Raw genomic sequence first — 26,581 nt, 5'->3', positions numbered from 1 at the left:
CGGCCGACCGTGTCCGATCACGACGAGATACGCCCGGGCCGGCTGCTCACCGGTGTGGCCTGGGTGGTGCTGCTGCTCGTGCTCTGGCTGTGGGGCGGGGAGGCGACCGGCCCGCACCCCGGCGGGCCGGACCCCTCCACCGGTGACATGGCGGCCGCCGGCCGGCCGCCCCGGGCGGACCTTCCGCCCGCCCACCGCCCGCTGGGCGAGGCGCCGCCGCAGCGCCTCGACATACCCGGCCTGGACGTCCGGGCCCCGGTGGTCTCCCGCGGCCTGGACGAACGCGGCGCGCTCGATCCGCCGCCGTTCGACCGGCCGGACGTGGTCGGCTGGTACGCGGACGGGGTGGCGCCCGGAGCGTCCGGCACCGCGCTGGTGGTGGGACACGTCGACACCGAGACCCGGCCCGCCGTGTTCTACAAGGTGAGCACGCTGAAACCCGGCCAGAAGATCCGGGTGGTCCGCGAGGACGACCAGGTCGCCGAGTTCACGATCGAGGACGTCCAGGTCCTGGCCCGCGACGGGTTCGACGCCCGGCAGGCCTACGGGCCCCGCCGCCCGGGCCGGGCCGAACTGCGCGTCATCACCTGCGGCGGCACCTTCGACACGGCACGCGACCGCTACACGGCGAACGTGGTCGTCTCCGCGTACCTGACGGGCACCACCGCCTGAGCGAGCGCCACCGCGCCCTCACCCTGGGCGCGACCGCGTCCCCGCCCGAGCGCCCCGTCCACCCCGCCCCGAGCGCGACCGCTCCCCGCCCCGAGCACCCCGTCCACCCGGCCCGGACGTGGCTCCGGGGCGGGCGACGCCCCCGCCCGTCCCCGGTCGCGTTCCGTGATCGCCCCAGGCGACCTGTCACCGTACGACGGCCGTAACAGCGCGCGGGCAAGAATGGCTCGGCCGCGTGGCTGCCGCGGCGCGTATGTCAGGATTGGGACTCGGCACGCACGGAACAAGTGCACCCAAGGGGGGATGGATGTACGGCAGCAGGGGGGTCGGGGCGTTCGCCAGGAGGCGGACGTCGGCAGCGGTACTGGGGGCTGCGCTGCTGATGACGGCGTGTTCCTCCGGCGGCGATTCGGACGAGGCGGCCGGCGCGGAGATCACGCAGCAGCCCAAGGACGCGAACCCCTTCTGGGTCAACCCGGAGGGCACGGCCGCGCGGCAGATGGCCGATCTGAGGGCAGACGGGAAGAAGCCGGAGGCCGAGCAGATCCGCAAGATAGCGGAGCAGCCCGCCGCCGAGTGGATCAGCCCGGAGAACCCGGAGGGGCAGACCCGCGGCTTCACCGAGGCGGCCGACAAGGCGGGCCGCACCGCGCTGCTCGTCCTCTACAACATCCCGCACCGCGACTGCGGTCAGTACTCGCAGGGCGGTGCCGCCGACGGCGATGCCTACCGCGCTTTCATCGACAGCGTGGCCAAGGGCATCGGGGACCGGGCGGCGACCGTGATCCTGGAGCCCGACGCGGTGCTCCACCTGGTCGACGGCTGCACACCGGAGAAGTTCCACGAGGAGCGCTACGACGTCCTCAACGGTGCCGTCGACAAGCTCAAGAGCCTGAAGAACACCACGGTGTACCTGGACGCGGGCAACGCCGGCTGGGGCAACCCCGACCAGATCTTCGAGCCGCTCAAGTGGGCGGGCGTCGACCGGGCCGACGGCTTCTCGGTGAACGTCTCCAACTTCTACTCCACCGAGGAGTCCATCGCCTACGGCAAGCAGCTCTCCGCCAAGGTCGGCGACAAGCCCTTCGTCGTAGACACCAGCCGCAACGGCAACGGCCCGTACACCGGGGGCGACGCGGCCGAACGCTGGTGCAACCCGCCCGGCCGTGCCCTCGGCGAGACGCCGACGATCAAGACGGCGGACCCGCTGGTGGACGCGTATCTGTGGGTGAAGCGGCCCGGCGAGTCGGACGGTGAGTGCAAGGGCGGCCCGAAGGCCGGCGAATGGTGGGAGGACTACGCGGTGAAGCTCGCCAAGGCCGGCGACTGACCCCGCACACCCCCACCCCGTACCGCACACCACGCGTCATCCACCGCACACCGCACACACGCGCAGGGGGCGTCCTCCATGACGGAGGACGCCCCCTGCGCGTGTGCCCGTATGTGCCGGGCGCGGGCTGTCGGGTCGGGCCGGTTACGGCACCTGCACCCACTGGGCCTTGCTCGGTGTTCCGTCCGCGGTGACGGCGAACATCATGTACCAGCCCGCCTGGACCACGTTCCGGCTCTCCGGCACGGTCACCGTCAGCTTGTCGCCGTCGGTCTCGAAGTCGAGGGCGATGGAGCGCTGGTCGATGTCGGTGACGTGGGTCGAGGCGCTCGGCCGGATCAGCCGGACCTTCTTGACCGACGCGGCGTCCTTCGAGGTGAAGGTGCCGGACTCGCCGTGCTTGATGGTCTGCGGGCCTCCCGCGAGGTTGGGCTGCGCGTTCTCGCCGTAGAGGTACGGCGGCGTGTAGATCTCGATGCGCTGCTCGAACTCGCCGGGCTTGGTGTTCGCCTTGTCCCCGTACAGCGGGTCCGAGCCGAAGAACATCAGGCGGCCGTCGGGCAGCAGGATCGAACCGGCGTGGTAGTTGCGGCCCACCAGCGGGTCGGCGACGCGCCTGAGCTCGTTCTCCGCCGTGTCGTAGATCCGCGCCTCGAGGATGTTGGAGTCGCCGCGTCCCCGGTAGTCCTCCGAGCCGCCCGAGATCAGCACGTTGTCGTCGGGCAGGATCGAGGCCTGCGGGTAGCGGGTGCCCTTGTCCATCGAGGGGCCGTCCTCGAAGCGCGGGCTGTCGGCCTTGAGGTCGACGATCCGGGTCTTCTCACTGGCCAGCGGGGACTCGCCGACCCCGCCGCCGCCGATCACCATGTACTTCTCGTCCTGCGCCGGGGGCAGCAGCACGGTGTTGGCCGTCTCCAGCATGTTGGCGTCGCTCATGCCGGGGACCTTGGTGAACTTGTTGGTCTCCACGTCCCAGATGCCCGGGTCGCGGCCCACGTCGTCGGGGCCGTAGCCGGCGTTCGCGCCCGAGTAGAAGATCTTGTCGTTCTGCATCAGGAACAGCGCCGGGTAGGTCGGGAACTGACGGATCTTGTCCGTGTAGGTCCACTTCTTGGTCTCGGGGTCGTAGATCTCGTTCTTGCCCGGGACCAGCTGGCCGATGTCGTCGAGGCCGGAGACGCTGAGGATCTTGCCGTCGCTCAGGGTGGTGAGCGTCGGGTACCAGCGGGCCTCCTTCATCGGGTCGACCTTGATGTACTTCTCCGCGACCGGGTCGAACTCGAAGGCGTCGTCGATGCCCTGGAAGTCCTTCTTGTCCAGGGCGAGCTTCTCGGCGATGCCGTACGTGTTCTGCGCGTCCTCACCGCTGAGGCCCTGCACGGTGTAGTTGTCCTGCGTACCGGTCTGGTGCTTGGCGCCTTCCTTCTGCGCCTCGACGTAGGTACGGCCGTAGCCCGGGGTGTTGCCCAGGAACTCGCCGGTCTCCTTGTCGAAGTTCTTCTCGGCGCGCGGGACGAGCACCGGGTCCTTGGAGACGAAGGTCTTGCCGTTCTCCTTGCCGACGAACTTGGTGCCCGCCGGCAGGGTGATCGGCTTGTCCGGGTTCTCGTTGTGGACGACCATCAGGCCGCCCGCCTTCGTCACGTCACCCTTGAGCTTCTCGTACCGCTTGGTGCCGCCGGCGATCAGCAGGTTGCCGTTGGCGAGCTGGGTGTGGCCGGTGCAGAACAGGTCGCTCGGCGTCGGCACCTTCTTGATGGTCTTCTTGACCGGGTCCCAGATACGGGTGTCGTACTGCTTGGCGTCGAAGTTGTCCTTGTTGTTGCCGGAACCCGCGACGAGCAGCACCTTGCCGGTGTGCAGCAGCGCCGCGTGGATGGTGTTCTGGCGGTACTTCTCCGGGAACTCGACGATCTCCCAGCGGCCGTTCTCCGCCTTGTACTCCGGCTTGTTGATCTTGTACTGGTGGTATTTCTCGGATCCGAAGCGGTACAGCCACGGTCCATTCATGCCGGCCAGCGCGAGTACCACCGTGGTGCCTATCGCGATTCGACGGGCGCGGCGGCGGCCTGCACGGTCGTTCATTCCTTACGTCCCCCAAGTCCACCCAGGGCGATCTGCATCGTCTGGTCACTGCCGGAGCTGTTCCCGGCACCTGTCGCTCCGCCCGGCCCCGCCGGGCCTTCCGGCTCTCCCTGCCCCGCCGGTCCGCCGTGGGAGGCGGCCCAGCTGGGCCGGTCCTGCCGGCCGTGCGCGGCGTGCGGCTGCTGCTGGGCGTGGTGCTGCCCGTACTGCTGAGCCTGAGCCTGGTACTGCTGCCCCTGGTACTGACCGGGGGTCTGCGCCTGCGCCTGCGCCTGCTGCACCCGCGGGAGCGTCTGCAGCTGCTGGGTCGCGGGCTCGTGGGCGAAGTCCTTCGGTGGCTCCGTTGCCGGCCGGTCGGCCGGGAGCCGTCCCGACGCATGGGCGCCGGGCGGCTTCTTCCTGTCCTGGCGCATACTGTGCCGCCAGACGAACAGGGGTGCGGCCGTGACCAGCAGGGCGAACGTCGCCCAGATGATCATCGCCGGGTGCGCGTGTCCGTAGACGAAACCGGCGGCGAGGGAGCCACCGAAGATCAGGATGAAGTACCAGTGGTACCGGAAGGTGCCGAACCAGGTGTCCGGGCTGGCCGAGTCGCCCTTGGGCGTCACCACGAACTTGCTCTTGCGGCGCAGGACGGAGTCGATCAGCGCCTTCGCGTAGAGCGGCGCCGACAGCGCGGACATGGCCATACCGGCCACACCGCCGGAGCCCTCCGGCTCGTGCGGGGAGATGTTGTGGCGGCGGTTCCAGATGTAGAGGCCGATCTGGAGCGCGGAGGCGTTGCCGTAGAGCATCAGCCAGACCGCCGGGTCGATGTTCACACCCGAGGCGCCCAGGCCCAGGAACAGCGCACAGCTCAGTGCGGCCAGAATCCAGTTGAGGGCCGACATCGGGTAGAAGATGATCATCATGGTGTAGTTGAAGAGCTTGCTCGGCGGCAGCGAGTACCAGCCCTTCCAGTACTGCTTGAGGATCGTCTCGTAGGTTCCCCGGGACCAGCGCATCTGCTGGGTGAAGAAGTCCGTCCAGGCGTTGGGGCCCTCACCGACCGCGAGCACGTCCGGGGTGTAGACCGAACGCCACTTCTTGCCCGTCGCCGGGTTCTTGGCGCGGTGCATCTCGAAGCCGGTCGCCATGTCCTCGGTGATCGAGTCGTACAGACCGCCGATCTGCTTGAGCGCCTTGATGCGCACGGCGTTGGACGTGCCGACGAACATGGGCGAGCCGTAGCGGTTGCCGGCCCGCTGGATGAGCGCGTGGAAGAGGAACTGCTGCGACTCGGCGGCCTTGGTGACGAAGTTGTCGTAGTTCCCGTAGACCTGCGGGCCGATGACGAAGCCGACGTTCGGGTCGCGGAAGAAGCCGAGCATCCGCTCCAGGTAGTTCGCCAGCGGAATGTGGTCGGTGTCCACCGAGGCGAAGAACTCGTAGTCGTCGCCGTGCGCGTCGAGCCAGGCGTTGTAGTTGCCGTGCTTGGTCTTGGCGCGGTGCGGGCCCTTGGGCTGGTTCCACTTCGCGACGCCCTTGCGGGAGAAGTGGTGCACACCCAGACGCGCGCAGACCTCCTTCACCTCGGGGTCGTCGCCCTCGTCGAGCAGCCAGACGTGCATGGTGCCCCGATGGCGGATCTTGACCGCCGCCTCCAGGGTCTTCGTCACCATCTCCAGCGGCTCCTTGCCGGGCACGAAGGAGGTGAGGAAGGCGACCTTGGTGCCGGTCTCGGGCACGACGGGGACCGGATCGCGGGCGACCAGCGTGGCGTGCGCGTTGGACAGCACGTTCATGCAGCGGAAGAGCTCGATCAGACCGATCGAGACGAGCATCACGATGTCGAGGGTGGGCAGCCAGTCGAACGCCGGGTAGTCGCGCTCCGTCCAGTGCGCGGGCTGGAGCAGCCACACCAGCAGCACCACCGACAGCAGGGGGGCCGCGGCCAGCATCAGCACGATGCGGATGCGGTGCGGCTCCTGCGAGATCAGCGAGCGGTACTGCACCGTGTACGGCTTGTTCGGATCGGGCTGGGTGAGGGGACCCGCGAGCCGGCTGTAGTGCTCGTAGTCGTATCTCGGCAGCGTCTTCTTGATCCGGCGGAAAGCGCCCGTGTTTCCTGTCCGGTGCGCAGGCACCCTGAGCTGGGTGGTCTGGGACGGGTCGTCGTCCCTTTGGGCGCCCGACGGCGTCGACGTCATGAGTGTCATCCCCCCACACACGGTCTTGCCGCGTGTTTCGTCGCTTCTTTCCGCCCGTGTGCGGTCCCCCTCGACCGGCCCGGACGTGTCAATGGTGGATCGCTGTCACCACGGCACCCACACCATATAGACACGGCACAGCGCTTCATACGGTTGCATGACGCGTCCCCCGCGGCATCACCCGGAGGGCGGGATTCCTTGTCCCGTGCCGTCCGCGGCCGGTCTTCCGCCCCCCCAACGGCCGCGAACCCGCGGCATCGTGAAGGAACCAGGTTGGACGGGTTTCATCATGATCGCAAGGTGTGAAATTTGGTACTCACCGGTCATGCGATCCCATTGTGACGGTCGAGGGAGTCGCGTGGGGCTCCTGTTCCATATGTGTGACAAAGAGGAGGCGTTCAACGGGCGCGAGAGGGTTTCCGGCCAAAAGCGACGGGCCCCTCGGTGACGAGGGGCCCGTGCTGTCGGTGCGCCGCCAGGGACTCGAACCCCGGACCCGCTGATTAAGAGTCAGCTGCTCTAACCAACTGAGCTAGCGGCGCTCGCTGACCCCGTAACTCTACCGGACCCCGGCGGGTGCTCCCGACCATCCGCCGGGGCGGGGCCCGAGTCCCGCCCCGGCGCCGTCGCCCGCGCCGGGGCCCACTCCGGTGCGCTTACATCATTCGGACCGTCAGAGTGCGTGCCCCGTGGACAGTTGAGAAGCTGATTTTTATGCACAGACGTGACTTATTTCACCGGGCGTGTGACCGGGTATGTGGCCGGAACTGTGAGGGGAGTCGCCCGGGCCGCCCGGGTCGCCCGGATGACCCGGGCCGCCCGGACTGCGGGGTGTGCGGGGAGCGCCGGGAGCGTGTGGAGCGCGTGGAGTCTCCGGTGTTCGAGGAGTTCGATCCCGCGAGCGACTGCGACTGCCCCGGCTGTGTGCGCGGGCGGCGTGCGCTCGTCCTTCCCCCCTCGCCGGCCGTCCGTACAGCCGGTCGGCGAGCGGCGCTCCGCCCCCTCGTCGTGGCCGCCGCCGCGGTGTCGGCGGTGATCGGCGCGTACGCGGTCCCCGCCCTGGCCGCCCCGCACACCGCCGGCCGCCCCGGTCTTCCCGGAGTCCGGGGCGCCCCCGCCGACGAGGGGCCCGCCACCCCGCAGGGGCCGAGGGGGCCGCTGTACGGCCCCGACGGCCGGACGACCGACCCCGTGGATCCCACGTACCCCGCGGACCCCTCGCCCCCGTCGTCGGTCCGCGCGATCACCCGCGCGGACATCATCGAACGGGCCGAGAAATGGGTCGCCGCGAAGGTCCCGTACAGCGCGTCCGCGTACTGGTCCGACGGATACCGGCAGGACTGCTCGGGCTTCGTCTCGATGGCGTGGGACCTGCCCGCGAACGAATGGACCGGAAGCCTCGGGCAGTACGGGCAGAAGATCACGAAGGCGGAACTCCAGCCGGGGGACATGCTGCTGTTCCACAACGCGGCCGACCCGCAGGGCGGCTCCCACGCCGTCCTCTTCGGCGGCTGGACGGACAGCACACGCACCACCTACGTCGCCTACGAGCAGACCCGCCCGAACACGCTCCGGCGGACCACCCCGTACGCCTACTGGAACAACTCGGCGGGCTACGTCCCGTACCGGTACCTGGGCGTGACCGCTTCCGCCCGCGGGGGGATCCTCACGGGCGGACTACCGGGCTCGCTGACCTGGGAGCTGCTGACGGCCGGCGGCGCGAAGGCTGGAGGCACGCATGACCCTGACCACTCCTGACACTCCCCATACGCCTGACCCGCACATGCCTGGCCCGCACACGCCTGATTCCCGCACGCCTGATCCCCGTACCCCCGAACACTGGCGTCCGGCCGGGAGCGAGCGCCCGGCGGTGGGGCGGTCCGGGCGGGTGATCCGCAACGAGTCCACCACCGACATCCCCGTCCATCTGCTGTTCCGCGACGGCCCCGACCCGGTGCCCGCGCGGCCGCGCCCCGCGGTCGTCGGGTGCCGGCAGGGCACGGGGGAGCAGCCGCGGCTCCGTCGCCCGGCCGCCGAAGCGTCCCGGTCACCCGTACCGGGGGCCGACCCCGGGCCGGTGGAGCGGCCCGCCCGGGTGCTGCCCGGGGGCGCGGGAGTGCTCGCCGGGATGTGCGGGGCGGCCGGGTGCGTGGCCACCTCGTGGTGGGCGGGCGTCCTGCCACCGGCGGGGGCCGTCGCGCTCGGGCCCGCGCAGTGGGCGGCGTACGCGGCTGCAGGGGCTCTCGGACTGTTCGGGTTCGGCGGGCTGGCGCGCGGCCGGACCGGGCGGGCCTGGGTGCTCGGCCTGTTCGGCCGCTACCGCGGGACCGTCCGGCGTACCGGCCTGCTGTGGGTGAACCCGCTGCTGCTGCGCCGCCGGGTCGACGTACGGCTGCGCCACTGGCGCAGTGAGCCGATGCAGGCGGCCGACCGCGGCGGGGTGGCGCTGCGGGTGGTCGTCCTGGTCGTGTGGCGGGTACGGGACACCGCGCGGGCCACCCTGGGCGTCGAGGACCACGAGAGGTACGTGCGCGAGTGCGTCGAGGCGGCGCTGCTCCGGGTGCCGGTGGAGGCGCCGGGCGAGCCGGGAGGTGCGGCGGGCACGGCACAGGGCGCGCTGACCCGGCTGGTCGCGGCGGACGCGGGCCCGGTGGGGATCGAGGTGTTCGCGGTGCGGCCGGTCCGGGCGGAGTACGCCCCAGAGGTGGCCGCCGCCATACACCGGCGCCTGATCGCCGAGCTGGACGCCCGGCGGCGGGCGAGCGCGCTCACCTCGGTCGTGGACTCGGTGGAGGACACGGTGACCCGGCTGACCCTGCGAGGCCTGGTGGATCTGGACGACTACGAGCGCAAGGTGCTGGTGAAGGATCTGACGGTGGCGTTCTGCGCGGGACGGGGGGAGCAAGGGAGCGGGAGATCAGGGGAGCAGGGGAGCAAGGGAGCAGGGGAGGTAGGGAGGTAGGGAGGTAGGGAGGTAGGGAGGTAGGGAGGTAGGGAGACGGGGACGCAGGGAGATGGGGACGCAGGGAGATGGGGACGCAGGGAGATGGGGACGCAGGGACTGCCGTGGCCGGGGCGAGCCGGGTGCGGGGAGGCGTCGAACGGATTGCGTTATTGGTATGGACATGCTCAATCGGCGGCCCTAATCTGAGACTTGGTCTAGACCTACCTGCATCAGCTCACTGACACTCCCCCACCACCCCCCCCACCCCCCCCACGTTCCCCAGGAGCGGCAGCATGCGCGCACAGACCAAGCTGTACGCAGCCGCGGTGGGGCTGGCCACGACCGGAGCGCTCGTGCTCTCCTCCGGCGGTGCCAGCGGCCACGGCTACACCGACCTCCCCATCAGCAGGCAGAAGCTCTGCCAGAACGGCGGCGTCACCAACTGCGGTTCCATCCAGTGGGAGCCGCAGAGCGTCGAGGGCCCGAAGGGCTTCCCCGGTTCCGGCGCCGCCGACGGCCGGCTCTGTTCGGCCGACAACACGCGGTTCGCCCAGCTCGACGGCCCGAAGACGCCCTCGGGCGGCGCATGGCCGGCCACCAGGGTGTCGGGCGGCCAGAACTACACCTTCCGGTGGCAGTTCACGGCCATGCACGCCACCAGCGACTTCTCGTACTACATCACCAAGCCGGGCTGGAACCAGAACCACAACCTGGCCCGGTCCGACCTCAACCTCACCCCGTTCCTGAAGGTGCCCTACAACGGGCAGCGCCCGCCGCAGACGCTCTCGCACAGCGGCACGCTCCCGTCCGGACTGAGCGGGCGCCACGTCATCCTCGCGGTGTGGTCGGTCGCCGACACGACCAACGCGTTCTACGCCTGCTCGGACGTCACCTTCTGACGCGCTCTCCGGCGTCACCCGTCCGGCACCGAACCCCGATGCCACGCCCCGGCCGGGTGTGATCCGCACCCGCGCCGGGCACGCAGAAGGGCCTCTCGCGGGAGCGAGAGGCCCTTCACTGTGCGCCGCCAGGGACTCGAACCCCGGACCCGCTGATTAAGAGTCAGCTGCTCTAACCAACTGAGCTAGCGGCGCATGACTCCGCCGTCCGCTTCCGCGGTCGGCGACGCGGAAAATACTACCTGCTCCCGGGGGGTGCTTCCGACCGCACCGGCCCGATGCCTCCCCGCGCCCTCCCATGCTCCCCATGTCCCCCGCGACCCGCTCCCTAGATCGTCAGCGACAGCAGCACCGGGGCCGCGTTGCGGTTGAGGGTTTCGGCGGCCTGGCGCAGGCGGTGGGCGTGCTCGACGGGCAGGGACAGGGCCAGGCAGCCCACCGAGGAACCGGCGGTGACCGGGACGGCCGCGCAGACCGTGCCGATCGCGTACTCCTGGAGGTCGAGCACCGGCACCGTGGGCGGGTGGGCCGCCAGCCGGGACAGCAGCACCTTGTCACTGGTGATGGTGCGCGAGGTGAGCCGGACCGTCCGGTGCCGGGCGAGATGCTCACGCCGGCCGTTGTGGTCCAGCTGGGTCAGCAGGCTCTTGCCGATGGCGGTGGCGTGGGCCGCGTCGCGGAAGTCCACCCATTCGTGGACCTTCGGGAGGGACGGCCCGGAGGCGTACTGGGTGACCTTCACCTCGCCGTCCACGTACCGGCTCATGTAGACGGCGGCGCCCACGCGGTCGCGGAGCCGGTCCAGGGTGCGCTGGAGCTTGCCGTGCAGTGCCGCTTCGTGTTCGTGGGCCGAGCCGAGACGGGCGAAGGCCTCCCCGGCGACGTACGTGCCGTCGGCGCTCTGCTCGACGTAGGCCTCGCGGCGCAGCATCGGCAGGAGCGTGGTCAGTCGCTCCGGGCCGAGGCCGGTCTCACGGGCGAGCTGGGTGTCGGTGACTCCGGTGGTGTGCCGCGCCACCGTGTCCAGGACGCGCAGGGCGTCCTGGACCGAGTGGTGCGGGGCGGTCGGCTTGTGCTTCAGCGCCACGGTTTCCCCCTGCGCTCGCTCATGGTGCCGCAATCCGGTCAGCGAATCCTCTCCACGATAGCCGTCAAGCGGCTTCCGAGGAGCGGGTGTTGACTAGATTGCGGCTCTCCCAACTGCGGCGCCGGTCCACGGGCATATGCCAAGGGGATGCCCCGGGGCGCGGACCTCGGGCGTCGCCCCGGGACCGCCCGCCCCGGGATCGTCCGTTCCGGGATCGTCCGTTCCGGGACCGTCCGCCCTGAGAGCGCCCACCCCGGACACCGCCCCGACGTCACAGGACCGCGCTGAGGAACTCCCGGGTCCGGTCGTGCTCGGGCTCGCTGAAGAGCTTCTCGGGCGAGGCCGACTCGATGATCCGGCCCTGGTCGAACATCAGGACGCGGTCGGAGATGTCCCGGGCGAAGTTCATCTCGTGGGTGACGCAGAGCATCGTGATGTCGGTGGAGCGGGCGATGTCCCGCAGCACGTCCAGGACACCCGCGACCAGCTCCGGGTCGAGCGCCGAGGTCACCTCGTCGAGGAGCAGCACCTGCGGCCGCATGGCCAGCGCCCGCGCGATCGCCACCCGCTGCTGCTGACCACCGGACAGCTGCGAGGGGTGCTTGTCGACGTGCTCGGTCAGCCCGACCATCTCCAGCAGCTCCCGCGCCCGCTCCTCGGCCTCGTCCTTGGGCAGGCCGAGCACGGTGACCGGCGCTTCGGTGATGTTCCGCAGCACGGTCATGTTCGGGAACAGGTTGAAGTGCTGGAAGACCATTCCGATCTTCTTGCGGATCTCGCGGACCTGCTTCTCCTGCGCGGGGAACAGCTGGTCCCCGTCGACGGTGATCGTGCCCTCCTCGGGCTTCAGCAGCGTCATCAGCAGCCGCAGGATCGTCGTCTTGCCCGACCCGGACGGCCCGATCAGGGTGACGTGCTTTCCGGCGTCCACGGAGAAGTCCAGGTTGTCCAGGACCGTGTGGTTCCCGAACCGCTTGGTGACCCGTTCCAGCCGGATCAGCTCGCTGCCGGAGGCGCGGGCGGTGCCGACCGCCGGATCGGCCGCCGGAGCGACCGCCGGATCGGCCGTCTTCTCGGGGCCGGGGACGGGGCCGGGGACGGGAGGGGTGCTGGGCCGGGTGCTGTCAGTGGACAAGGCGTCGCTCCAGGGATCGGAGGGCAAGGGAGGCCAGGTAGGAGATGACGATGAAGGCGAAGCCGATCACCGTCAGGGGCTCGGTGAACTGGAAGTGCTGCTGGGAGAACAGGCGGGCCTCACCGAGCATCTCCAGCACGGTGATCGCCATCAGCAGGGGCGTGTCCTTCAGCATCGAGATGACGTAGTTGCCGAGCGCGGGGACCACCCTGCGTACGGCCTGCGGCAGGATCACCGCGGTCCACGTCCGGCGCAGCGGCAGGTTCAGTGCCGTCGCCGCCTCCCACTGGCCCACCGGCACGGCCTCGATGCCCGCGCGGTAGACCTGCATCGTGTACGTCGAGTAGTGCAGACCGATGGCGAAGATGCCGGTGGTCAGCGCCGAGAAGGTCACCCCCCACTCGGGCAGCACGTAGAACAGGAAGAACAGCTGCACCAGCAGCGGAGTGTTACGGACGAACTCCGTCACCGCGCCGACCGGCCAGGTCACCCAGCGGGACGGCACCCGCATCAGCAGGGCCCACACCAGGCCGAGGACGAACGAGATCAGGGAGCCGAGGACCAGGATCTGCAGGGTGACCAGCAGACCGTCCCAGAAGTACGGCATGAACTCGGAGACCGCGTTCCAGTCCCACTTCATCAGACACCACCCCCGCCGACACCGGTCGTCTCGGCCCGCTTCAGTTCCAGATCGGGTTCGGGCACGGGCTTCTTTCCGACGCCGGCCTTCAGCTTCTTCTCCAGACCGCGCATGATCCGGGTGAGCAGGAAGGCGATCACGAAGTAGATGAGCAGGATGTACGTGTAGATCTCGGCGCTCTCCTGCAGTGCCAGGCGCACCAGGTTGCCGCTGAACGCCAGATCACCCATGCCCATGATCGACACCAGGGCGGTGCCCTTGAGCAGCTCGATTAGCAGGTTGGAGAACGGCGGGATCATCTCCGGCACCGCCTGCGGCAGCATGATCAGCCGCATCCGCTGCGCGGGCGTGAAACTGAGGGCGATCCCGCCCTCGCGCTGCGCCGGGTCGACGGCGGCCAGCGCGCCGCGCACGATCTCCGAGCCGTAGGCGCCGTACGTCAGGCCGAGCGCCAGCGTGCCCGCCCACAGCGGCACCAGCTGCCAGCCGAAGGCCGGGGGCAGCACGAAGAACACCCAGAAGATCATCACCAGCGCCGAGGTGCCGCGGAACACCTCGGTGTAGAGGCCCGCGAGGAAGCGGACGAACTTCAGCCGGTGGGTGCGCGCGATACCGACCACGAAGGAGACCGCGGCCGCGAGCAGCGCGCTGAGCACCAGCAGCTGGATCGTGACCCAGACGCCCTTGAGTACGAGTTCCCAGAGTCCTGAGGTCATCCGCCGCACAGCTCCTTCGCGGTCAGATCCGTCATCTCGTCCTCGGTGAAACCGAACGGCCGCAGGATCCGCAGCAGCTCGCCGCTCTCCTTCAGCTTCGCCAGCTCCTCGTTGAACGCGTCGCGCAGATTCGTCTCGGTGGGACGGAACGCGAAACCGCCGCCGTCGGTGTGCGGCTCCCCGCCGACGATCGGCTGGAACGGCTCGGTGGCCTCCGCCCTCGCGGACTTCTTCACCACCTCGCGGGTGGTGAGCGCGGTACCGGCGAAGACGTCGACCCGCCCGGCCTCCACCGCGTTCAGCCCGGCGACCTGGTCGGGGACGATCAGAATGTCGCCCTCCGGATATCCGGCCTCGACCGCGTACGCGATCTCCGCGTACCCGGTGCCGGTGGCGAATTTCGCCTTCTTCTCGACGACGTCCTTGTAGCTGGTCAGCCCTTTCGGGTTGCCTTTGCGTACGATGAAGGAATCGAGCATCTGGTAGTCGGGGTCGGAGAATATGACCTGCTCGCAGCGCTCGGGATTGATGTACATCCCGGCGGCCACGACGTCGAACTGCTGCGAGTTCAGGCCCGGGATCAGCGAACCGAACTCGGTGGGCACGGGCTGCACCCGCTCCACGCCGAGCCGCTTGAAGATGACCTTCGCGAGCTCCGGTGCCTCCCCGGTCAGGTTGCCGTCCTTGTCGATGTAGCCGAAGGGGATCTCGCCGGCGATGCCCAGCCGGACCACACCCGCCGCCTTGAGCCGTTCGAGCTGGTCACCGCCGCCCGTGCTCGCCTCGGTGGGGACGCGCGAGCAGCCCGCCGCGCCCAGTGCGCCGAGCGCCGCGACCCCCGCGAGCAGCGACCGGCGTGAGGGCCCGACGGGCGCGGACGCTTCCCCGCGTCGTCTCAGTGGTATTCCCAGTGGTGGAGCCATGGCGGCGCGGCTACCCGAATCAATGCCGAGTATTCCCGCCATTTTCGGCCCCGTTCGGCGGTCGGGTGGCCTTGACCGGTGCGGGACGATGGGGCACATGATTCACCGATATGTCGAGGTCTCCCTGGTCAAACGTGGAATCACCTGTACCGCCCGATTGCTCGACGATCGCGCGCCGGTCACCTGCGCGGCCGTCTGGGACTCCCTGCCCCTGTCCGGCGACGTCTATCACGCCAAATACGCCCGCAACGAGATCTATGCCCTTTTCCCGCCTTTCGCTCCGTCCGAGCCGCCGCTGGAGAACCCGACGGTCACCCCTATTCCGGGAGATCTCTGTTATTTCTCCTTCGCGGGCGCGGAACTGGGCACCAAGGCCTACGGCTACGACCGCGAGGTCGGCCCCGGCGCCACGGTCGTGGACCTGGCCCTGTTCTACGAGCGCAACAACCTGCTGCTGAACGGCGACGTGGGCTGGGTGCCCGGCATCGTCTGGGGCCAGGTCGTCGAGGGCCTGGCGGAGATGGCCGACGGGTGCAACGACCTGTGGCGCACGGGCGCGGCGGGGGAGAGCCTCAGCTTCCGGCGGGCGTGATCCCGGTCCCTCCGGGCCCCGGTCCCCTCGGACCTGCCGGACCTGCCGGGCCCCGGACCTGCCGGACGCCCCGGACCTGCCGGGCCCCTCGGGTCCGCCGGAGGCCCTGGGCTTGCCGGGCCCCTCGGGTCCGCCGGAGGCCCCGGACCTGCCGGACGCTCCGGACCTGCCGGGCCCCTCGGGTCCGCCGGAGGCCCTGGGCTTGCCGGGCCCCTCGGGTCCGCCGGAGGCCCTGGGCTTGCCGGGCCCCTCGGGTCCGCCGGAGGCCCTGGGCTTGCCGGGCCTCGGGTCCGCCGGAGGCCCTGGGCTTGCCGGGCCCCGGACCCGCCGGACGCCCCGGACCTGCCGGGCCCTTGGCCGCCCCGGGCCCTCCCCGGGCCTGCCGGACGCTCCGGACCTGCCGGGCCCCTCGGGCCTGCCGGACGCCCCGGACCCGCCGGGCCCTTCGGAGGGCCCGGCGGACCCTCGGGCTACCCGGCCGCCCCGGCCGTACCGGACTCGTACAGTGCGTGGGCCGCCCGCAGTACCAGCGCGTCGGCGTGGCGGGCGGCCACGAGCTGGACGCCGATCGGCAGTCCGGCCGCGTCGGTGCCGACGGGGACGGTCGCCGCGGGCTGCTGGGTCAGGTTGAACGGGTAGGTGAACGGGGTCCAGCCCGTCCACCGCCGGTGTCCCGATCCCTTCGGCACCTCCACGCCCGCCTCGAACGCGGTGCGGGGCACGGTCGGAGTGACCAGCAGGTCGTACGTGTCGTGGAAACGGCCCATGCGCCGGCCCAGATCCATCCGGACGTCGACCGCCGCCAGGTAGTCCAGCGCCGACCGGCGCGCCCCGGTGGCGCAGATCTCGCGCAGCCCGGGATCCAGCAGCCCCCGCTGCTCACGGGTGAGGTGCTGCACCACCCGCGCCGCCCCGGAGAACCACAGGGTGTGGAAGGCGTCCGCCGGATCCGAGAAGTCCGGGTCGGTCTCCTCCACGTACGCGCCGAGCGCGGCCAGCCGCTCCACCGCCCGCCGCACCGCCGCCGCGACCTGCGGCGCCACCGCGACCTGCCCGCCCAGCGACGGCGAGTACGCCACCCGCAGCCCCCGCACCCCGCCGCCCAGCCCCTCCCGGAACGAGCCGGGCGACGGGGCCAGCGCCGACCAGTCGCGGGAGTCCGGGCCGCTGATCACATCCATCATCAGCGCCGCGTCCGCCGCGTCCCGCGTCATCGGGCCGACGTGCGCCAGCGTGCCGAACGCGCTCGCCGGATACAGCGGCACCCTCCCGTACGTCGGCTTCAGCGCGAAGACGCCGCAGAACGCCGCCGGGATGCGGACACTGCCCCCGCCGTCCGTCCCCAGCGCCAGCGGTCCCGCGCCCAGCGCCACGGCAGCCGCCGCGCCCCCGCTGGAGCCCCCGGCGGTGCGCGCCGGGTCGTACGGGTTGCGGGTGACGCCGCTGAGCGGGGAGTCCGTCACGGCCTTCCAGCCGAACTCGGGGGTCGTCGTCTTGCCCAGGAAGACGGCGCCGTGCTCCCGCAGCCGGGCCACCGACGGCGCGTCCTCGTCCCAGCGGCCCGCCGCCGGGTCGACGGCGCGCGAGCCGCGCAGGGTCGGGGCGCCGCGCAGCAGCAGGATGTCCTTCACCGTGACCGGCACCCCGTCGAGCAGCCCGTGCGGCTCGCCGCGCCGCCACCGCTCCTCGGACGCGGCGGCCTGTTCCAGCGCCTGATCGGGGAAGAGCCGGACGAACGCGTTCACCTCCGGCTGGATCTCCTGGGCCCGCTCCAGCGCCGCGCGGGTCACCGCCACGGGACCGAACGCGCCGGTGCGGTAGCCGTCGAGGAGCCGCACGGCGGTGAGGGATGTGAGAGCGGTGCGGTCGGTGGGGTCGGTGCCTCGGGTCATCCACGCTCCCGGGTGGTCAGGGGTGCCGGGCGGGCCGGGGGTGCCGGCGGACGCCGGGCGGGTCAGTGTCCGGGTACATACCCACGCTGCTTGTCGACCACGTTCACCAGTGGCTTGCCGGCGGCCCAGAGCTCGTACAACTCCACGAACTGGGCGCCGAGTTCGTCCCGCCACCCCAGGGTGTCCCCGCTCATGTGCGGGGACACGATCAGTCCCGGCACATCCCACAGCGGGCTGTCCGGGGTGAGCGGCTCGGACGTGAAGACGTCCAGGGCGGCGCCCGCGAGCCGGCGCCGTTCCAGCGCCTCGGCGAGCGCGTCCTCGACGACCAGCGGTCCGCGGCCGATGTTGACGAAGTGGGCGGACGGCTGCATCAGCCCGAAACGGCGGGCGTCGAACATGCCCCGGGTCTGCTCGGTGAGCGGCGCGGCGGCGACCACCCAGTCGGCGCGGGCGATCAGCCGGTCCAGGTCCTCGGCGCCGTGCACGGCCGCGGTGCCGTCCGACCCCGCGCGCGCGGTGCGGCCGACCAGCGCGGTGGTGACGCCGAGCGCCTCGAGCGTGCCGGCGACCGCCCGGCCGATCGGCCCCGATCCGACGACGCAGGCACGGGTCCCGGCGACCCCGCGCGACTCGCGGTGGAGCCAGGTCCGCTCCCGCTGGAGCGCCAGCGTCCGCGGCAGGTCCTTCGCCATCGCCAGCACGAGCGCGGCGACGTACTCGGCGATCGGCCGGTCGAAGACACCGCGCGCGTTGGTGACCACCGTGTCGGAGACGGCGAGTTCCGGACACATCAGATGGTCCACGCCCGCGCTCGCCGTGTGCACCCAGCGCGGCCTGGGGCCCTCGCCCGGCCAGGCGGCGCGTACCGCGTGCGAGGTGAAGTCCCAGACCAGCAGCACGTCGGCGGAGGGAAGCCGCTCGGCGAGCGTCGAGGCGTCCGCGTGCTCGACGCGGACCCTGCCGGTCAGCCGGCCCAGCCGGGGCGGCGGATCGGCGTCCAGGACGAGCAGCGTGGGAAGGGGCACGGAAGAGATCCCGGGGGTGAGGGAACGGCCGGTCGAAGGGCCGGTCGAAGGGCCGGTCGAAGGACTGGTCGAGGGGCCGGCCGCGGGGCCGGTCGAGGGGGTCGTCCGAGGAGAGGTCATGGCTGCCTTTCCCTCATAGGACCGGAAGTCTGAGATGTACGGATTGACCACGCTGGCACCCCGAACCTACCGTCGTCAACACGGGCGTTTCCACGAACCGTTGCGTGCTCGTCTCTCACCGTGAGGCCGGTGCTGACATGGACGTCTCCTTTCTCGGCGGACCAGGCCCGCAGCGCGGTGTCGGGGTGGTCGCCCCCTTCGACTTCGCGCTGGACCGCGAGCTGTGGCGGTGGACGCCCGACGACGTGTCCCTGCACGTCACCCGGACGCCGTACGTGCCGGTCGAGGTGAGCCTGGACCTCGCCCGCATGATCAGCGAGCACGAGACCCTCCAGAATGCCGTGGGCACCCTCACCGAGGTCACCCCCGAGGTCGTCGCGTACGCCTGTACGTCGGGCAGCTTCGTCGGCGGGGCCATGGGTGAGCACGCCATGTGCGAGGCGATGAGCAGGGCCGGCTCGGTCCCCGCGATCACCACCTCGGGCGCACTGCTGGAGGCGTTGGTGGAGCTGGACGTACGGCGGCTGGCGCTGGTGACGCCCTACACCGTGTCGGTGACCCGGGCGCTGGAGGAGTACGTGGCGCAGGCCGGGGTCACGGTCACCGGCCGCGCGTACATGGGCCTGACCCGGCAGATCTGGAAGGTCGCCTACCGCGAGGTGGTCGACATGGCCCGGCGGGCGGCGGCGCGCGGCCGGCTCGGTGCGGCGGACGCGCTGTTCCTGTCCTGCACCAACCTGCCGACCTACGACGTGATTCCGCAACTGGAGGCGGAACTGCGCATACCGGTGATCTCGGCCAACCAGGTGACCATGTGGGCGGCGTTGCGCCGACTGGGTACCCGAGCGGTGGGACCGTATCAGGCGCTGATCGACACGTCGGCGCGCACCGGCACCGGTAGTGGTAGCGGTAGCTGTACCGGGAGCGCACTGCCGGGCCCGGCGGCCGGCACCGTGGTGCCGGCCGCCGGACCGGTGGTGCCGGCCGCCGGACCGGTGGTGCCGGCCGCCGGACCGGTGGTGCCGACCGGCTCCGTACTGCCGGAAGGGCAGGAGCCACCGGACGTGCGGGGCGCGCACGGCGTGTCGGACGCGCAGGGTGTGCCGGGCGCGCAGGGCGTGTCCGGCGGACCGGACGAGAAGCAGCAGGAAGGCTGGACATGACCGCACTGGGATTCCTCTACCCCGGACACTCCGCCGAGGACGACTATCCGCGCATCGAGCAACTGCTGGGCAGCGACGTACGGGTGGACCTGGTGCACACCGAGATCGGTGAGGACGCGCACCGGGCCGACGCCCTGCTCGAGATGGGCGCGGCCGACCGGCTCGCGGCCGGCCTCCAGGAACTGCGGCTCACCGGCGCCGACGCCGTGGTGTGGGCCTGTACCAGCGGCAGCTTCGTCCGCGGCTGGGAGGGCGCCCACGAGCAGGTGCGCGCCCTCGCCCGTACGGCGGGCCTGCCCGCCTCCTCCACGTCCTTCGCCTTCGTGCACGCGGCGCGGGAGATCGGGGCCCGGCGGGTCGCCGTCGGGGCGACCTACCCGGACGACGTGGCCACGCTCTTCGCGGAGTTCCTGGCGGCCGGCGGGGTGGAGGTGACCGCGGTGACCAGCTCCGGGGTCATCACGGCGGCGGAGGTCGGCACCTGGGGCGAGGCCGAGCTGTTCGCCCTCGCCCGCGCGGCCGACCACCCGGACGCCCAGGCCCTCCTCCTCCCCGACACGGCCCTGCACACGGCCGCCCACCTCCCGGCCCTCGAGAAGGAGCTCGGCAAACCGGTCCTCACCGCCAACCAGGTCTCCGTCTGGGAGGGGCTGCGCCTGGCCGACCGCCGGGTGAACGCGCCGAGCCTGGGCGCCCTGTTCACGCGGGAACCGATCGTGCAGGCGTAGCGGCCCGCGGAGCCGCGTGGAGTTCCGTGCCCCAGCCGCGTGGAGTTCCGTGGAGCGAGTACGGAGCCATGTGGAGCCGTACGGCTCCGTACGGAGCCATGTGGGGTCCCGGGGCGGCCCTCGGGCGTCCCGCCAGGGAATAAGCGGGGGCGGTCTCCTGTTGCGAAGACGGCGAACGTCACTCGAAACAGGAGGCACCCCACCGTGGCCGCAGACGACACCGCAGGCGCCGAGAGCCGAGGAGCCGGCGAGGTCCGGGAAGCCGACGGGATCCGCGGCGTGACGCACGGCTCGGCGCCCGTTCCGCTGTCCGTGCTGGACCTGGTCACGGTCGGGGCCGGTCAGACCGCCTCCGACGCGCTGCGCACCAGCGTCGACCTCGCCCGGCTCGCCGAGGCGCGCGGCTTCCACCGCCACTGGGTCGCCGAGCACCACTCCATGCCCGGTGTGGCGTCCTCGTCCCCGGCCGTGATCCTCGCCCACCTCGCCGCGCACACCGAGCGCATCCGGCTCGGTTCGGGCGGAGTGATGCTGCCCAACCACGCCCCGCTCGTCATCGCCGAGCAGTTCGGCACGCTGGAGGCGCTGGCCCCCGGCCGGATCGACCTCGGCCTCGGCCGGGCCCCCGGCACCGACGGCGCCACCGCCGCCGCGCTGCGCCGCACCGACCGGCTGAACGAGGGCGCCGACGACTTCCCCCAGCAGCTCGCCGAGCTGATCCGCTTCCTGGACGACGACTTCCCCGACGGCCACCACTACCACCGGATACACGCCGTCCCGGGACCGGTCCAGGCGACCTCGCCGGGCGGGGTGCAGTCGCCGCACCGGCCGCCGGTCTGGCTGCTCGGCTCCTCCGGGTTCAGCGCCCGGCTGGCCGGCATGCTCGGCCTGCCCTTCGCCTTCGCCCATCACTTCTCGGCGCAGAACACGATCCCCGCGCTGGACCTCTACCGTGAGTCGTTCAGCCCGAGCGACGTCCTCGACGAGCCCTACGCCATGATCGGCGTCTCCGCGCTCGCGACCGAGGACGAGAAGGAGGCCCGGCGCCAGGTCCTGGCCGCCGCGCTCAACATGGTCCGGCTGCGCACCGGCCGCCCCGGGCTGGTTCCCACCCCGGAGGAGGCCGAGGCGCACCCGTTCTCGCCGATGGAGCAGGAGTTCGTCGACTCGTGGAACGCCAACGTCGTGTACGGCACCCCGGACGAGGTCCGCGCCGGTCTGGACGACCTGCACAAGCGCACCGGCGCCGACGAGCTGATGATCACGGCGAACGCGCACAGCGGTGACGTACGCCTGCGGTCCTACGAACTCATCGCGGACGCCTACGGGTTGCCGACGACCGGGTCGCCGACGACCGGGTTGCCGACGACCGGGTCGCCGACGACGTCCGCCTGAACCCCCGGGGCGCCCAGCAGTTCGGAGATGCGGTCCGGCGGCACCGGGCGGGAGTACAGCCAGCCCTGACCGGTGTCGCACCCGATCCGGCGCAGCCGGGTGGCCTGCGCCGAGGTCTCCACGCACTCCGCGGTGACCGTCAGCCCCAGCCGGTGGGCGAGCTGCACCATCGCCTCCACGATGGCCTCGTCCGCCGGGCTGGGCGCCGCGGCCCGGTCCTCGTACTGGAAGCCGCGGACGAACGCGCCGTCCAGTTTCAGCACCGACACCGGAAGCCGGCTGAGGTAGGCCAGGTTCGAGTAGCCGGTGCCGAAGTCGTCGATGGCGATGCGTACGCCCATATCGCTGAGCGCGGTCAGCGCCTGGAGCGGCCGGCCCGAGGAGCCCATCACCGCGGACTCGGTCAGCTCCAGCTGGAGCAGCTGCGGCGCCAGACCCGTCTCCTTCAGGGTCTCGGCGACGTCCGCCACCAGGTCGGAGTCCCAGACCTGACGGACCGCCACATTCACGCTGACGAAGATCGGCGGCTCCCCGGGATGCTCGACCTGCCAGCTGCGGGCCTGCCGGCAGGCGGTGCGCAGCACCCAGCGACCGAGCTTGACGATCGAGCCGTCCTCCTCGGCGATGGAGATGAACCGATTCGGCGTCAGCGTGCCGAACTGCGGATGGTTCCAGCGGACCAGGGCCTCCACCCCGTGCACCCGGTCGTCCTCCATGCCGACCAGCGGCTGGTACTCCAGCGCGAACTCGCCCCGCTCGACGGCGGGGCGGAGCGCGGAGGCGAGGGCCTGACGGGTCATGCGGTGCGCGTTGCGCTCCGGGTCGAACAGCGTCCAGCGGGACTTGCCGTCGGCCTTCGCCCAGTAGAGGGTCGTGTCGGCGGCCTGCATCAGCGCGGTGGGCGTGGTCCCGGCCGCGTGCCGTTCGACCACACCGATGGACGCGGACACCGACAGCCGCTGGCCGGCCACGTCGAAGGGGTCCTGGATCGCGGCGAGCACCGACTCGGCGAGGTCGGCGAGCTGTTCGGTGCCCGTGGAGTCCTCCACCAGCAGCGCGAACTCGTCCCCGCCGAGCCGGGCCACCAGCGGGGTGCCGGTCCTGGCCCGGCCCGCCTCCTCGGCGCACAGCAGCAGCCGTTCGGCGACGGCGGCCAGCAGCCGGTCGCCGACGCGGTGGCCCAGGGCGTCGTTGATGGCTTTGAAGCCGTCGAGGTCCAGGGAGCAGAGCCCGATCCGGCCGGTGCCGCTCTGCTCGTACGACTCCGCCTCCAGGGCGGCCGTCAGCCGTTCGAAGAACAGGGTGCGGTTGGGGAGCCGGGTCACCGGGTCGTGCATCTGCAAGTGCCTCAGCCGGGCCTGGAGTTCATGGCGGGCGCTGATGTCGGTGACCGAGAGCAGCACGCCGTGCGAGTCGTGGGTGCCCTGTGAGCCCTGTGCGTCGTGCGTGTCGTGTGCGTCGTACTCGCCGTGGGCGGCGCCGTCGTCCGGAGGGAGCGGGGCGACCGACACCTGCACCCACAGGGAGTGTCCCTCGGGGTGCTTGAGCCGTCGTGTGCAGCGCAGCCGGCCCGGCCGGCCGCTCAGCAGGTCGCGGTAGGCGTGCCAGGCGCGGGCGTCGGAAGGGAGGTCCACCAGGTCGGCGGCGACCGCACCGACCAGGATGTCCGGGGCGCGGCCCAGCAGGGCGGCGAGCGTGCCGTTGGCGCTGATCACCCTGCCGTCACGGCCGACCACGGCCATGGCGAGGGGGGCGGCCGCGAAGACCGAGCGGTACGACGGAGGCGGGGGGAGCTCGGCGCGCCCGGTACGGGGTGGGGCAGTGATCTCACTCTCCGTGACGGTCGGTCGGTTGGAATCTGCTGCGGGCGTCGGCCCTTGGGACGTTCCGCTCACCGCTCGCTCCCGCCGTGCACTCGATCGCCGTCCGTGCCGGAAAGCCTCAGGAATGTCTCAGGAAAGTGTGCCGATCATAGAGGTCTCCCTGAAGCCCTTCCAGTCACTGTCCAGTGTCCAGGACGGTCCCGCATCTCTGCCAGATCGTTTCTGCTCGGAGGTGGACGGCTTCTTCAGGCCTCCGACCAGTTGTGACGTTCCGTGAGTGGTTCGGGGTGTCACCTGTGAACGGACTGTGCCGTCCCTCACCCGTCCGGTGCAGATAAACAGGGCGTATTACTGCAAACCATCACAGTCTGGGTGCGGTGTCCCGTGAACCGTCTCCCGGAGGTCCCCGTGCCGCGTCAGCTCGCCCCGAGGGGACTCGGCCGTGAGGCTCTGAGGGGGTTGGGCCGTCTGAGGGAGTTGGGCCGTCCGGGGGTGACGCGGTGGCCGAGGGCGGGGCTCCCGGGGCCGGACCGGCTGGGACCCGGCGGTCCGCTGTCACGCCCTCGGCTGCGCGGCACCACGGCCGTGTGCACCACCATGTCGGCGCTCGCGGCGACCTCCATGGTGGCCGCACCCTCCGCGACCGAGCCGTTCTCCGCGGTGCCGTGCGCCCTGACCCGCACCGACGCGCACCACTCGGAGGGTCTGGACACCTGGAACGCCGCCTACCCCCGTCCGTCCGGCCGGCTGGACGCGGTCATGGTGTTCCTGTCCTTCCCGGACTCGAACCCGCTGACCACACCCGGGGAACTGGCCGCCGACCACTTCCCCGCCACCGGCGACTTCTTCCACCGGGTCTCCTACGGCAGGTTCTCCCTGCACCCGCACGCCCTGCGCGACTGGATCCGGATGCCGCGCCCGTCCACCGCGTACGCCATACGGCGTGACTGGACCACGCGGCACCGGTCCGCCTATCTGCGCGACGCGCTCGCCGCGGCCGACCCCCAGGTCGACTTCTCGCGCTACGACGTCGTGTACTTCGTCGCCGACCCGGACGCGCCCGGTGTGGACTCCGACGCCACGAAGGTCGTCAACCTGGAGACCCCGCTGCGGGCGGACGGCACCGACATCCGCCGGGTCGTCACCGTGTTCGAGGACCATCCCCCGGACCGGCTGGTCCTCGCCCACGAGACCGGCCACGTCTTCGACCTCCCCGACCTCTACGACCGGCCCGTGGACGGCAAGGGCGACTGGGACACCCATGTCGGCGACTGGGACCTGATGGGCAGCCAGTTCGGGCTCGCCCCCGACCTGTTCGGCTGGCACAAGTGGAAGCTGGGCTGGCTGGACTCCCGGCAGGTGCGGTGCGTGCGGGGCACGGAGCCGGTACGGCTGACGCTGGAACCACTGGGGGCGGGGCCCGGGGTGCCGGTGACGAGCGCCGCCGGGGTGCCGTCCTTCGGGCTGGGCCGGGGCGTCAAGCTCGCGGTGGTGCGCACCGGCCCGGACACCGTGCTCGCCTTCGAGGCGCGGAGCCCGGTCGGCGACGACGTGGGCGCCTGCCGGCCGGGGGTGCTGGTCTACCAGGTGCGTGGCGCCACCCGGTCCGGGGGCGGCCCGGTCCAGGTGATCGACGCCCACCCGCACACGGAGGCCTGCTGGGGGGACTCGGTCTACCCGCCCCTCGCGGACGCCCCGGTCGCCCTCGGTGAGAGCTTCACGGTGCCGGGGGAGGGCGTACGGGTGGAGGTGGAGGGACGCACGGCCTCGGGCGACTGGACGGTACAGATCAGCACCGGCCGGGACGAGGACGGGAGCGGGAGCGAGAGAGGGGGAGCGGGTGTGGGCGGGGAGGACGCGTAAAAGGCCCCTTGCCGTGGCAAGAGGCCTTTCCGTGTCGTGCGCCGCCAGGGACTCGAACCCCGGACCCGCTGATTAAGAGTCAGCTGCTCTAACCAACTGAGCTAGCGGCGCCTGCTGACGTCGTAGACATTAGCACTCTGATCGGCGGGAGGAAAAATCGATATCCGTACGGCCGCGCGAGCCGCCCGTACGGCCGCCCAGAGCAGCACCTCCGGGCCCGGCAGCCAGGGATGACGCGTGTCCGGGGCGACCAGCCAACGGGAGCCGGAACGGTCCGCGCGAGCACCGGGCGCCGGGGCCGGAACGGTCACCGCGTCTCCGGCGCCGTGGCACAGCAGCGGCGGAACCGCGCCCGTACGGCCCGCTTCCCCAGGGCCCCTGCCGCGGGCGTCCCACTCCTCCCACCCCAGCAGCGCGGGTAGCCGCTGGGCGGTGCCGGGTGCCGCGAACAGCAGCATCCGGCCGCGGAACCCGGCCACCGGACCCGAACCCGGCCCCTCGTCCCACATCCGGTCCAGCATCCGGCGTCCGAAGGTGGAGGGCGCGCTCACCACATCGAAGACGGAGCCGCAGGGCAGCACGATCGGCGCCTCCGGCCGCTCCTCCCAGAGGGAGAGCGCACTGCGCGGATACGTTCCTGCGGAGGCGAGCCAGGCGGCGCCGTCCGGGGTGACCCCGGTGGCATCGGTGGCGCCGGTGGCACGGCCGGCATCAGGGGCGTTGCGTGTACTGCTCATGCCGTCTGTCTACCGGGGGTGAGGGAGCGGTTTCCCAGAGTTGCGGGAACCGGGGACGCGGAGGAGGTGAGGGAGGTATCGTGCCCACCTGGCATATGCCACGCCTGTTCGACCGGATGACTTCGGGGAGGCAGGGGCGGGGGCGGTGGTCCGGGGTCCGGTGGCCGGCGGCCCGGGGCGGTCGTACGGGGCGTCGTGCCTCACGAAGGCTCTATGGGGCCCTGGTCCTGGCCCTCGCCCCCGCGCAGCAGGTCCCGGCCGAACTCGACCATCTTCTTCGCGTAGTCCTCGGTCCACTCGGCCCGCTCGGCGATGTCGGCGGCCGTCAGCCGGTCGAAGTGCCGGGGGTCGGCCAGCTGGGCCGCCGCCATCGCCTGGAACTCCATCGCCCGGTCCGCCGCCACACGGAACGCGAGCGTCAGTTCCGTCGCCCGCTCCAGCAGTGCGCGCGGGTCGTCGATCGACTCAAGGTCGAAGAAGTGCTCCGGATCGGCTGCCGCCGCCGTGGGCTCGAACAACAGGGGCGCGGGGCGTAGCCGCGGTGCGTCCCGACGCGGCGTGGGCTCCGCCATGTCTTCTCCTTCGTGCTTGCTCGTGCGTGCGCTTCGGCCCACTGGGAG

At 71.5% G+C, this 26,581-nt stretch carries 22 protein-coding genes and 3 tRNA genes; 10 read left to right on the top strand and 15 right to left on the bottom strand.

Features of this window, described 5'->3' with window-relative positions:
- Positions 1–9: 9 nt before the first annotated feature.
- A complete protein-coding gene (locus tag V4Y04_RS13360; RefSeq protein ID WP_332427951.1) occupies positions 10–672 on the top strand; it encodes a class F sortase in 663 nt (220 codons plus the stop codon).
- Positions 673–979: 307 nt separating this feature from the next.
- On the top strand, positions 980–2,002 hold the full coding sequence (locus V4Y04_RS13355) for a glycoside hydrolase family 6 protein (protein ID WP_332427949.1): 1,023 nt from the start codon (positions 980–982) through the stop codon (positions 2,000–2,002).
- Positions 2,003–2,146: 144 nt separating this feature from the next.
- Here the strand turns inward: V4Y04_RS13355 and V4Y04_RS13350 are convergent, their stop codons facing one another.
- The 3 genes from V4Y04_RS13350 to V4Y04_RS13340 form a co-directional block, all read right to left on the bottom strand.
- Entirely contained in the window at positions 2,147–4,087 is a 1,941-nt protein-coding gene (locus V4Y04_RS13350; RefSeq protein ID WP_332427948.1) for a kelch motif-containing protein, read from the bottom strand.
- Positions 4,084–6,276: a glycosyltransferase family 2 protein gene (locus V4Y04_RS13345; protein WP_332427946.1), complete on the bottom strand. Its 2,193-nt coding sequence runs from the start codon at positions 6,274–6,276 to the stop codon at positions 4,084–4,086. The genes V4Y04_RS13350 and V4Y04_RS13345 overlap by 4 nt, the downstream gene beginning before the upstream one ends.
- Positions 6,277–6,744: 468 nt before the next feature.
- Positions 6,745–6,818, bottom strand: a tRNA-Lys gene (locus V4Y04_RS13340).
- Between the two features lie 322 nt (positions 6,819–7,140).
- On the opposite strand from V4Y04_RS13340, the gene V4Y04_RS13335 reads away from it, so the two are divergent.
- From V4Y04_RS13335 to V4Y04_RS13325, 3 genes are all read left to right on the top strand, one after another.
- Positions 7,141–8,034 (top strand): NlpC/P60 family protein, encoded by an 894-nt coding sequence (locus V4Y04_RS13335; protein WP_332427944.1) that lies wholly within the window; start codon positions 7,141–7,143, stop codon positions 8,032–8,034.
- A 25-nt stretch (positions 8,035–8,059) separates the two neighbouring features.
- Positions 8,060–9,238, top strand: a complete 1,179-nt coding sequence (locus V4Y04_RS13330) for an SPFH domain-containing protein (RefSeq protein ID WP_332432826.1) — start codon at positions 8,060–8,062, stop codon at positions 9,236–9,238.
- A gap of 275 nt (positions 9,239–9,513) precedes the next feature.
- Positions 9,514–10,119 carry a lytic polysaccharide monooxygenase auxiliary activity family 9 protein gene (locus V4Y04_RS13325; RefSeq protein WP_332427942.1) on the top strand — a complete coding sequence of 202 codons (606 nt, stop codon included), beginning with the start codon at positions 9,514–9,516 and terminating at the stop codon, positions 10,117–10,119.
- A 121-nt stretch (positions 10,120–10,240) separates the two neighbouring features.
- Here the strand turns inward: V4Y04_RS13325 and V4Y04_RS13320 are convergent.
- The 6 genes from V4Y04_RS13320 to ehuB all read right to left on the bottom strand — a co-directional run bounded on the left by V4Y04_RS13320 (position 10,241) and on the right by ehuB (position 14,620).
- Positions 10,241–10,314, bottom strand: a tRNA-Lys gene (locus V4Y04_RS13320).
- 133 nt (positions 10,315–10,447) lie between these two features.
- Entirely contained in the window at positions 10,448–11,206 is a 759-nt protein-coding gene (locus V4Y04_RS13315; protein WP_332427940.1) for an IclR family transcriptional regulator, read from the bottom strand.
- A gap of 271 nt (positions 11,207–11,477) precedes the next feature.
- Positions 11,478–12,206, bottom strand: coding sequence for an ectoine/hydroxyectoine ABC transporter ATP-binding protein EhuA (gene ehuA / locus V4Y04_RS13310; protein ID WP_332432825.1), 729 nt, complete (start codon positions 12,204–12,206; stop codon positions 11,478–11,480).
- 124 nt (positions 12,207–12,330) lie between these two features.
- Positions 12,331–12,981 (bottom strand): ectoine/hydroxyectoine ABC transporter permease subunit EhuD, encoded by a 651-nt coding sequence (ehuD, locus tag V4Y04_RS13305; RefSeq protein ID WP_332427939.1) that lies wholly within the window; start codon positions 12,979–12,981, stop codon positions 12,331–12,333.
- Entirely contained in the window at positions 12,981–13,697 is a 717-nt protein-coding gene (gene ehuC / locus V4Y04_RS13300; RefSeq protein WP_332427937.1) for an ectoine/hydroxyectoine ABC transporter permease subunit EhuC, read from the bottom strand. Before ehuC ends, ehuD begins: the two co-directional genes overlap by 1 nt.
- Complete coding sequence (gene ehuB, locus V4Y04_RS13295) at positions 13,694–14,620, bottom strand: ectoine/hydroxyectoine ABC transporter substrate-binding protein EhuB (RefSeq protein WP_332427935.1); 927 nt, start codon at positions 14,618–14,620, stop codon at positions 13,694–13,696. The genes ehuC and ehuB overlap by 4 nt, the downstream gene beginning before the upstream one ends.
- 97 nt (positions 14,621–14,717) lie before the next feature.
- Here ehuB and V4Y04_RS13290 point away from each other — a divergent pair, with 97 nt between their 5' ends.
- Entirely contained in the window at positions 14,718–15,212 is a 495-nt protein-coding gene (locus V4Y04_RS13290; RefSeq protein ID WP_332427934.1) for a DUF3830 family protein, read from the top strand.
- Positions 15,213–15,682: 470 nt separating this feature from the next.
- On the opposite strand, the gene V4Y04_RS13285 is transcribed toward V4Y04_RS13290, so the two are convergent.
- Together V4Y04_RS13285 and V4Y04_RS13280 are read right to left on the bottom strand one after the other, a co-directional pair.
- On the bottom strand, positions 15,683–17,104 hold the full coding sequence (locus V4Y04_RS13285) for an amidase (RefSeq protein ID WP_332427931.1): 1,422 nt from the start codon (positions 17,102–17,104) through the stop codon (positions 15,683–15,685).
- 62 nt (positions 17,105–17,166) lie between these two features.
- On the bottom strand, positions 17,167–18,132 hold the full coding sequence (locus tag V4Y04_RS13280; RefSeq protein ID WP_332427929.1) for a D-2-hydroxyacid dehydrogenase: 966 nt from the start codon (positions 18,130–18,132) through the stop codon (positions 17,167–17,169).
- Positions 18,133–18,389: 257 nt separating this feature from the next.
- Here V4Y04_RS13280 and V4Y04_RS13275 point away from each other — a divergent pair, with 257 nt between their 5' ends.
- The 3 genes from V4Y04_RS13275 (at position 18,390) to V4Y04_RS13265 (ending at position 21,538) form a co-directional block, all read left to right on the top strand.
- Complete coding sequence (locus V4Y04_RS13275; RefSeq protein ID WP_332427928.1) at positions 18,390–19,415, top strand: maleate cis-trans isomerase family protein; 1,026 nt, start codon at positions 18,390–18,392, stop codon at positions 19,413–19,415.
- Entirely contained in the window at positions 19,412–20,143 is a 732-nt protein-coding gene (locus V4Y04_RS13270) for a maleate cis-trans isomerase family protein (protein WP_332427927.1), read from the top strand. Before V4Y04_RS13275 ends, V4Y04_RS13270 begins: the two co-directional genes overlap by 4 nt.
- A 204-nt stretch (positions 20,144–20,347) precedes the next feature.
- The gene (locus V4Y04_RS13265; protein WP_443080008.1) at positions 20,348–21,538 is read left to right on the top strand and encodes an LLM class flavin-dependent oxidoreductase; all 1,191 of its coding nucleotides are present in this window, start codon (positions 20,348–20,350) and stop codon (positions 21,536–21,538) included.
- On the opposite strand, the gene V4Y04_RS13260 is transcribed toward V4Y04_RS13265, so the two are convergent.
- A complete protein-coding gene (locus V4Y04_RS13260; RefSeq protein ID WP_332427925.1) occupies positions 21,466–23,433 on the bottom strand; it encodes a putative bifunctional diguanylate cyclase/phosphodiesterase in 1,968 nt (655 codons plus the stop codon). The two genes, V4Y04_RS13265 and V4Y04_RS13260, sit on opposite strands and share 73 nt — an antisense overlap.
- A gap of 336 nt (positions 23,434–23,769) precedes the next feature.
- Here V4Y04_RS13260 and V4Y04_RS13255 point away from each other — a divergent pair, with 336 nt between their 5' ends.
- Positions 23,770–25,224 (top strand): M6 family metalloprotease domain-containing protein, encoded by a 1,455-nt coding sequence (locus V4Y04_RS13255; RefSeq protein WP_443080174.1) that lies wholly within the window; start codon positions 23,770–23,772, stop codon positions 25,222–25,224.
- A gap of 37 nt (positions 25,225–25,261) precedes the next feature.
- Here the strand turns inward: V4Y04_RS13255 and V4Y04_RS13250 are convergent.
- The 3 genes from V4Y04_RS13250 to V4Y04_RS13240 form a co-directional block, all read right to left on the bottom strand.
- Positions 25,262–25,335, bottom strand: a tRNA-Lys gene (locus tag V4Y04_RS13250).
- Positions 25,326–25,961 (bottom strand): bifunctional DNA primase/polymerase, encoded by a 636-nt coding sequence (locus tag V4Y04_RS13245; RefSeq protein WP_332427924.1) that lies wholly within the window; start codon positions 25,959–25,961, stop codon positions 25,326–25,328. The genes V4Y04_RS13250 and V4Y04_RS13245 overlap by 10 nt, the downstream gene beginning before the upstream one ends.
- A gap of 200 nt (positions 25,962–26,161) precedes the next feature.
- Positions 26,162–26,533, bottom strand: coding sequence for a hypothetical protein (locus V4Y04_RS13240; protein WP_332427922.1), 372 nt, complete (start codon positions 26,531–26,533; stop codon positions 26,162–26,164).
- Positions 26,534–26,581: the final 48 nt, after the last annotated feature.

It is taken from the genome of Streptomyces sp. P9-A2 (assembly GCF_036634175.1).
Taxonomy (GTDB): Bacteria; Actinomycetota; Actinomycetes; order Streptomycetales; family Streptomycetaceae; genus Streptomyces; species Streptomyces pratens.
Note: the sequence above shows the minus strand (reverse complement) of the source record. Positions and strands in the feature narration are given on the sequence as shown.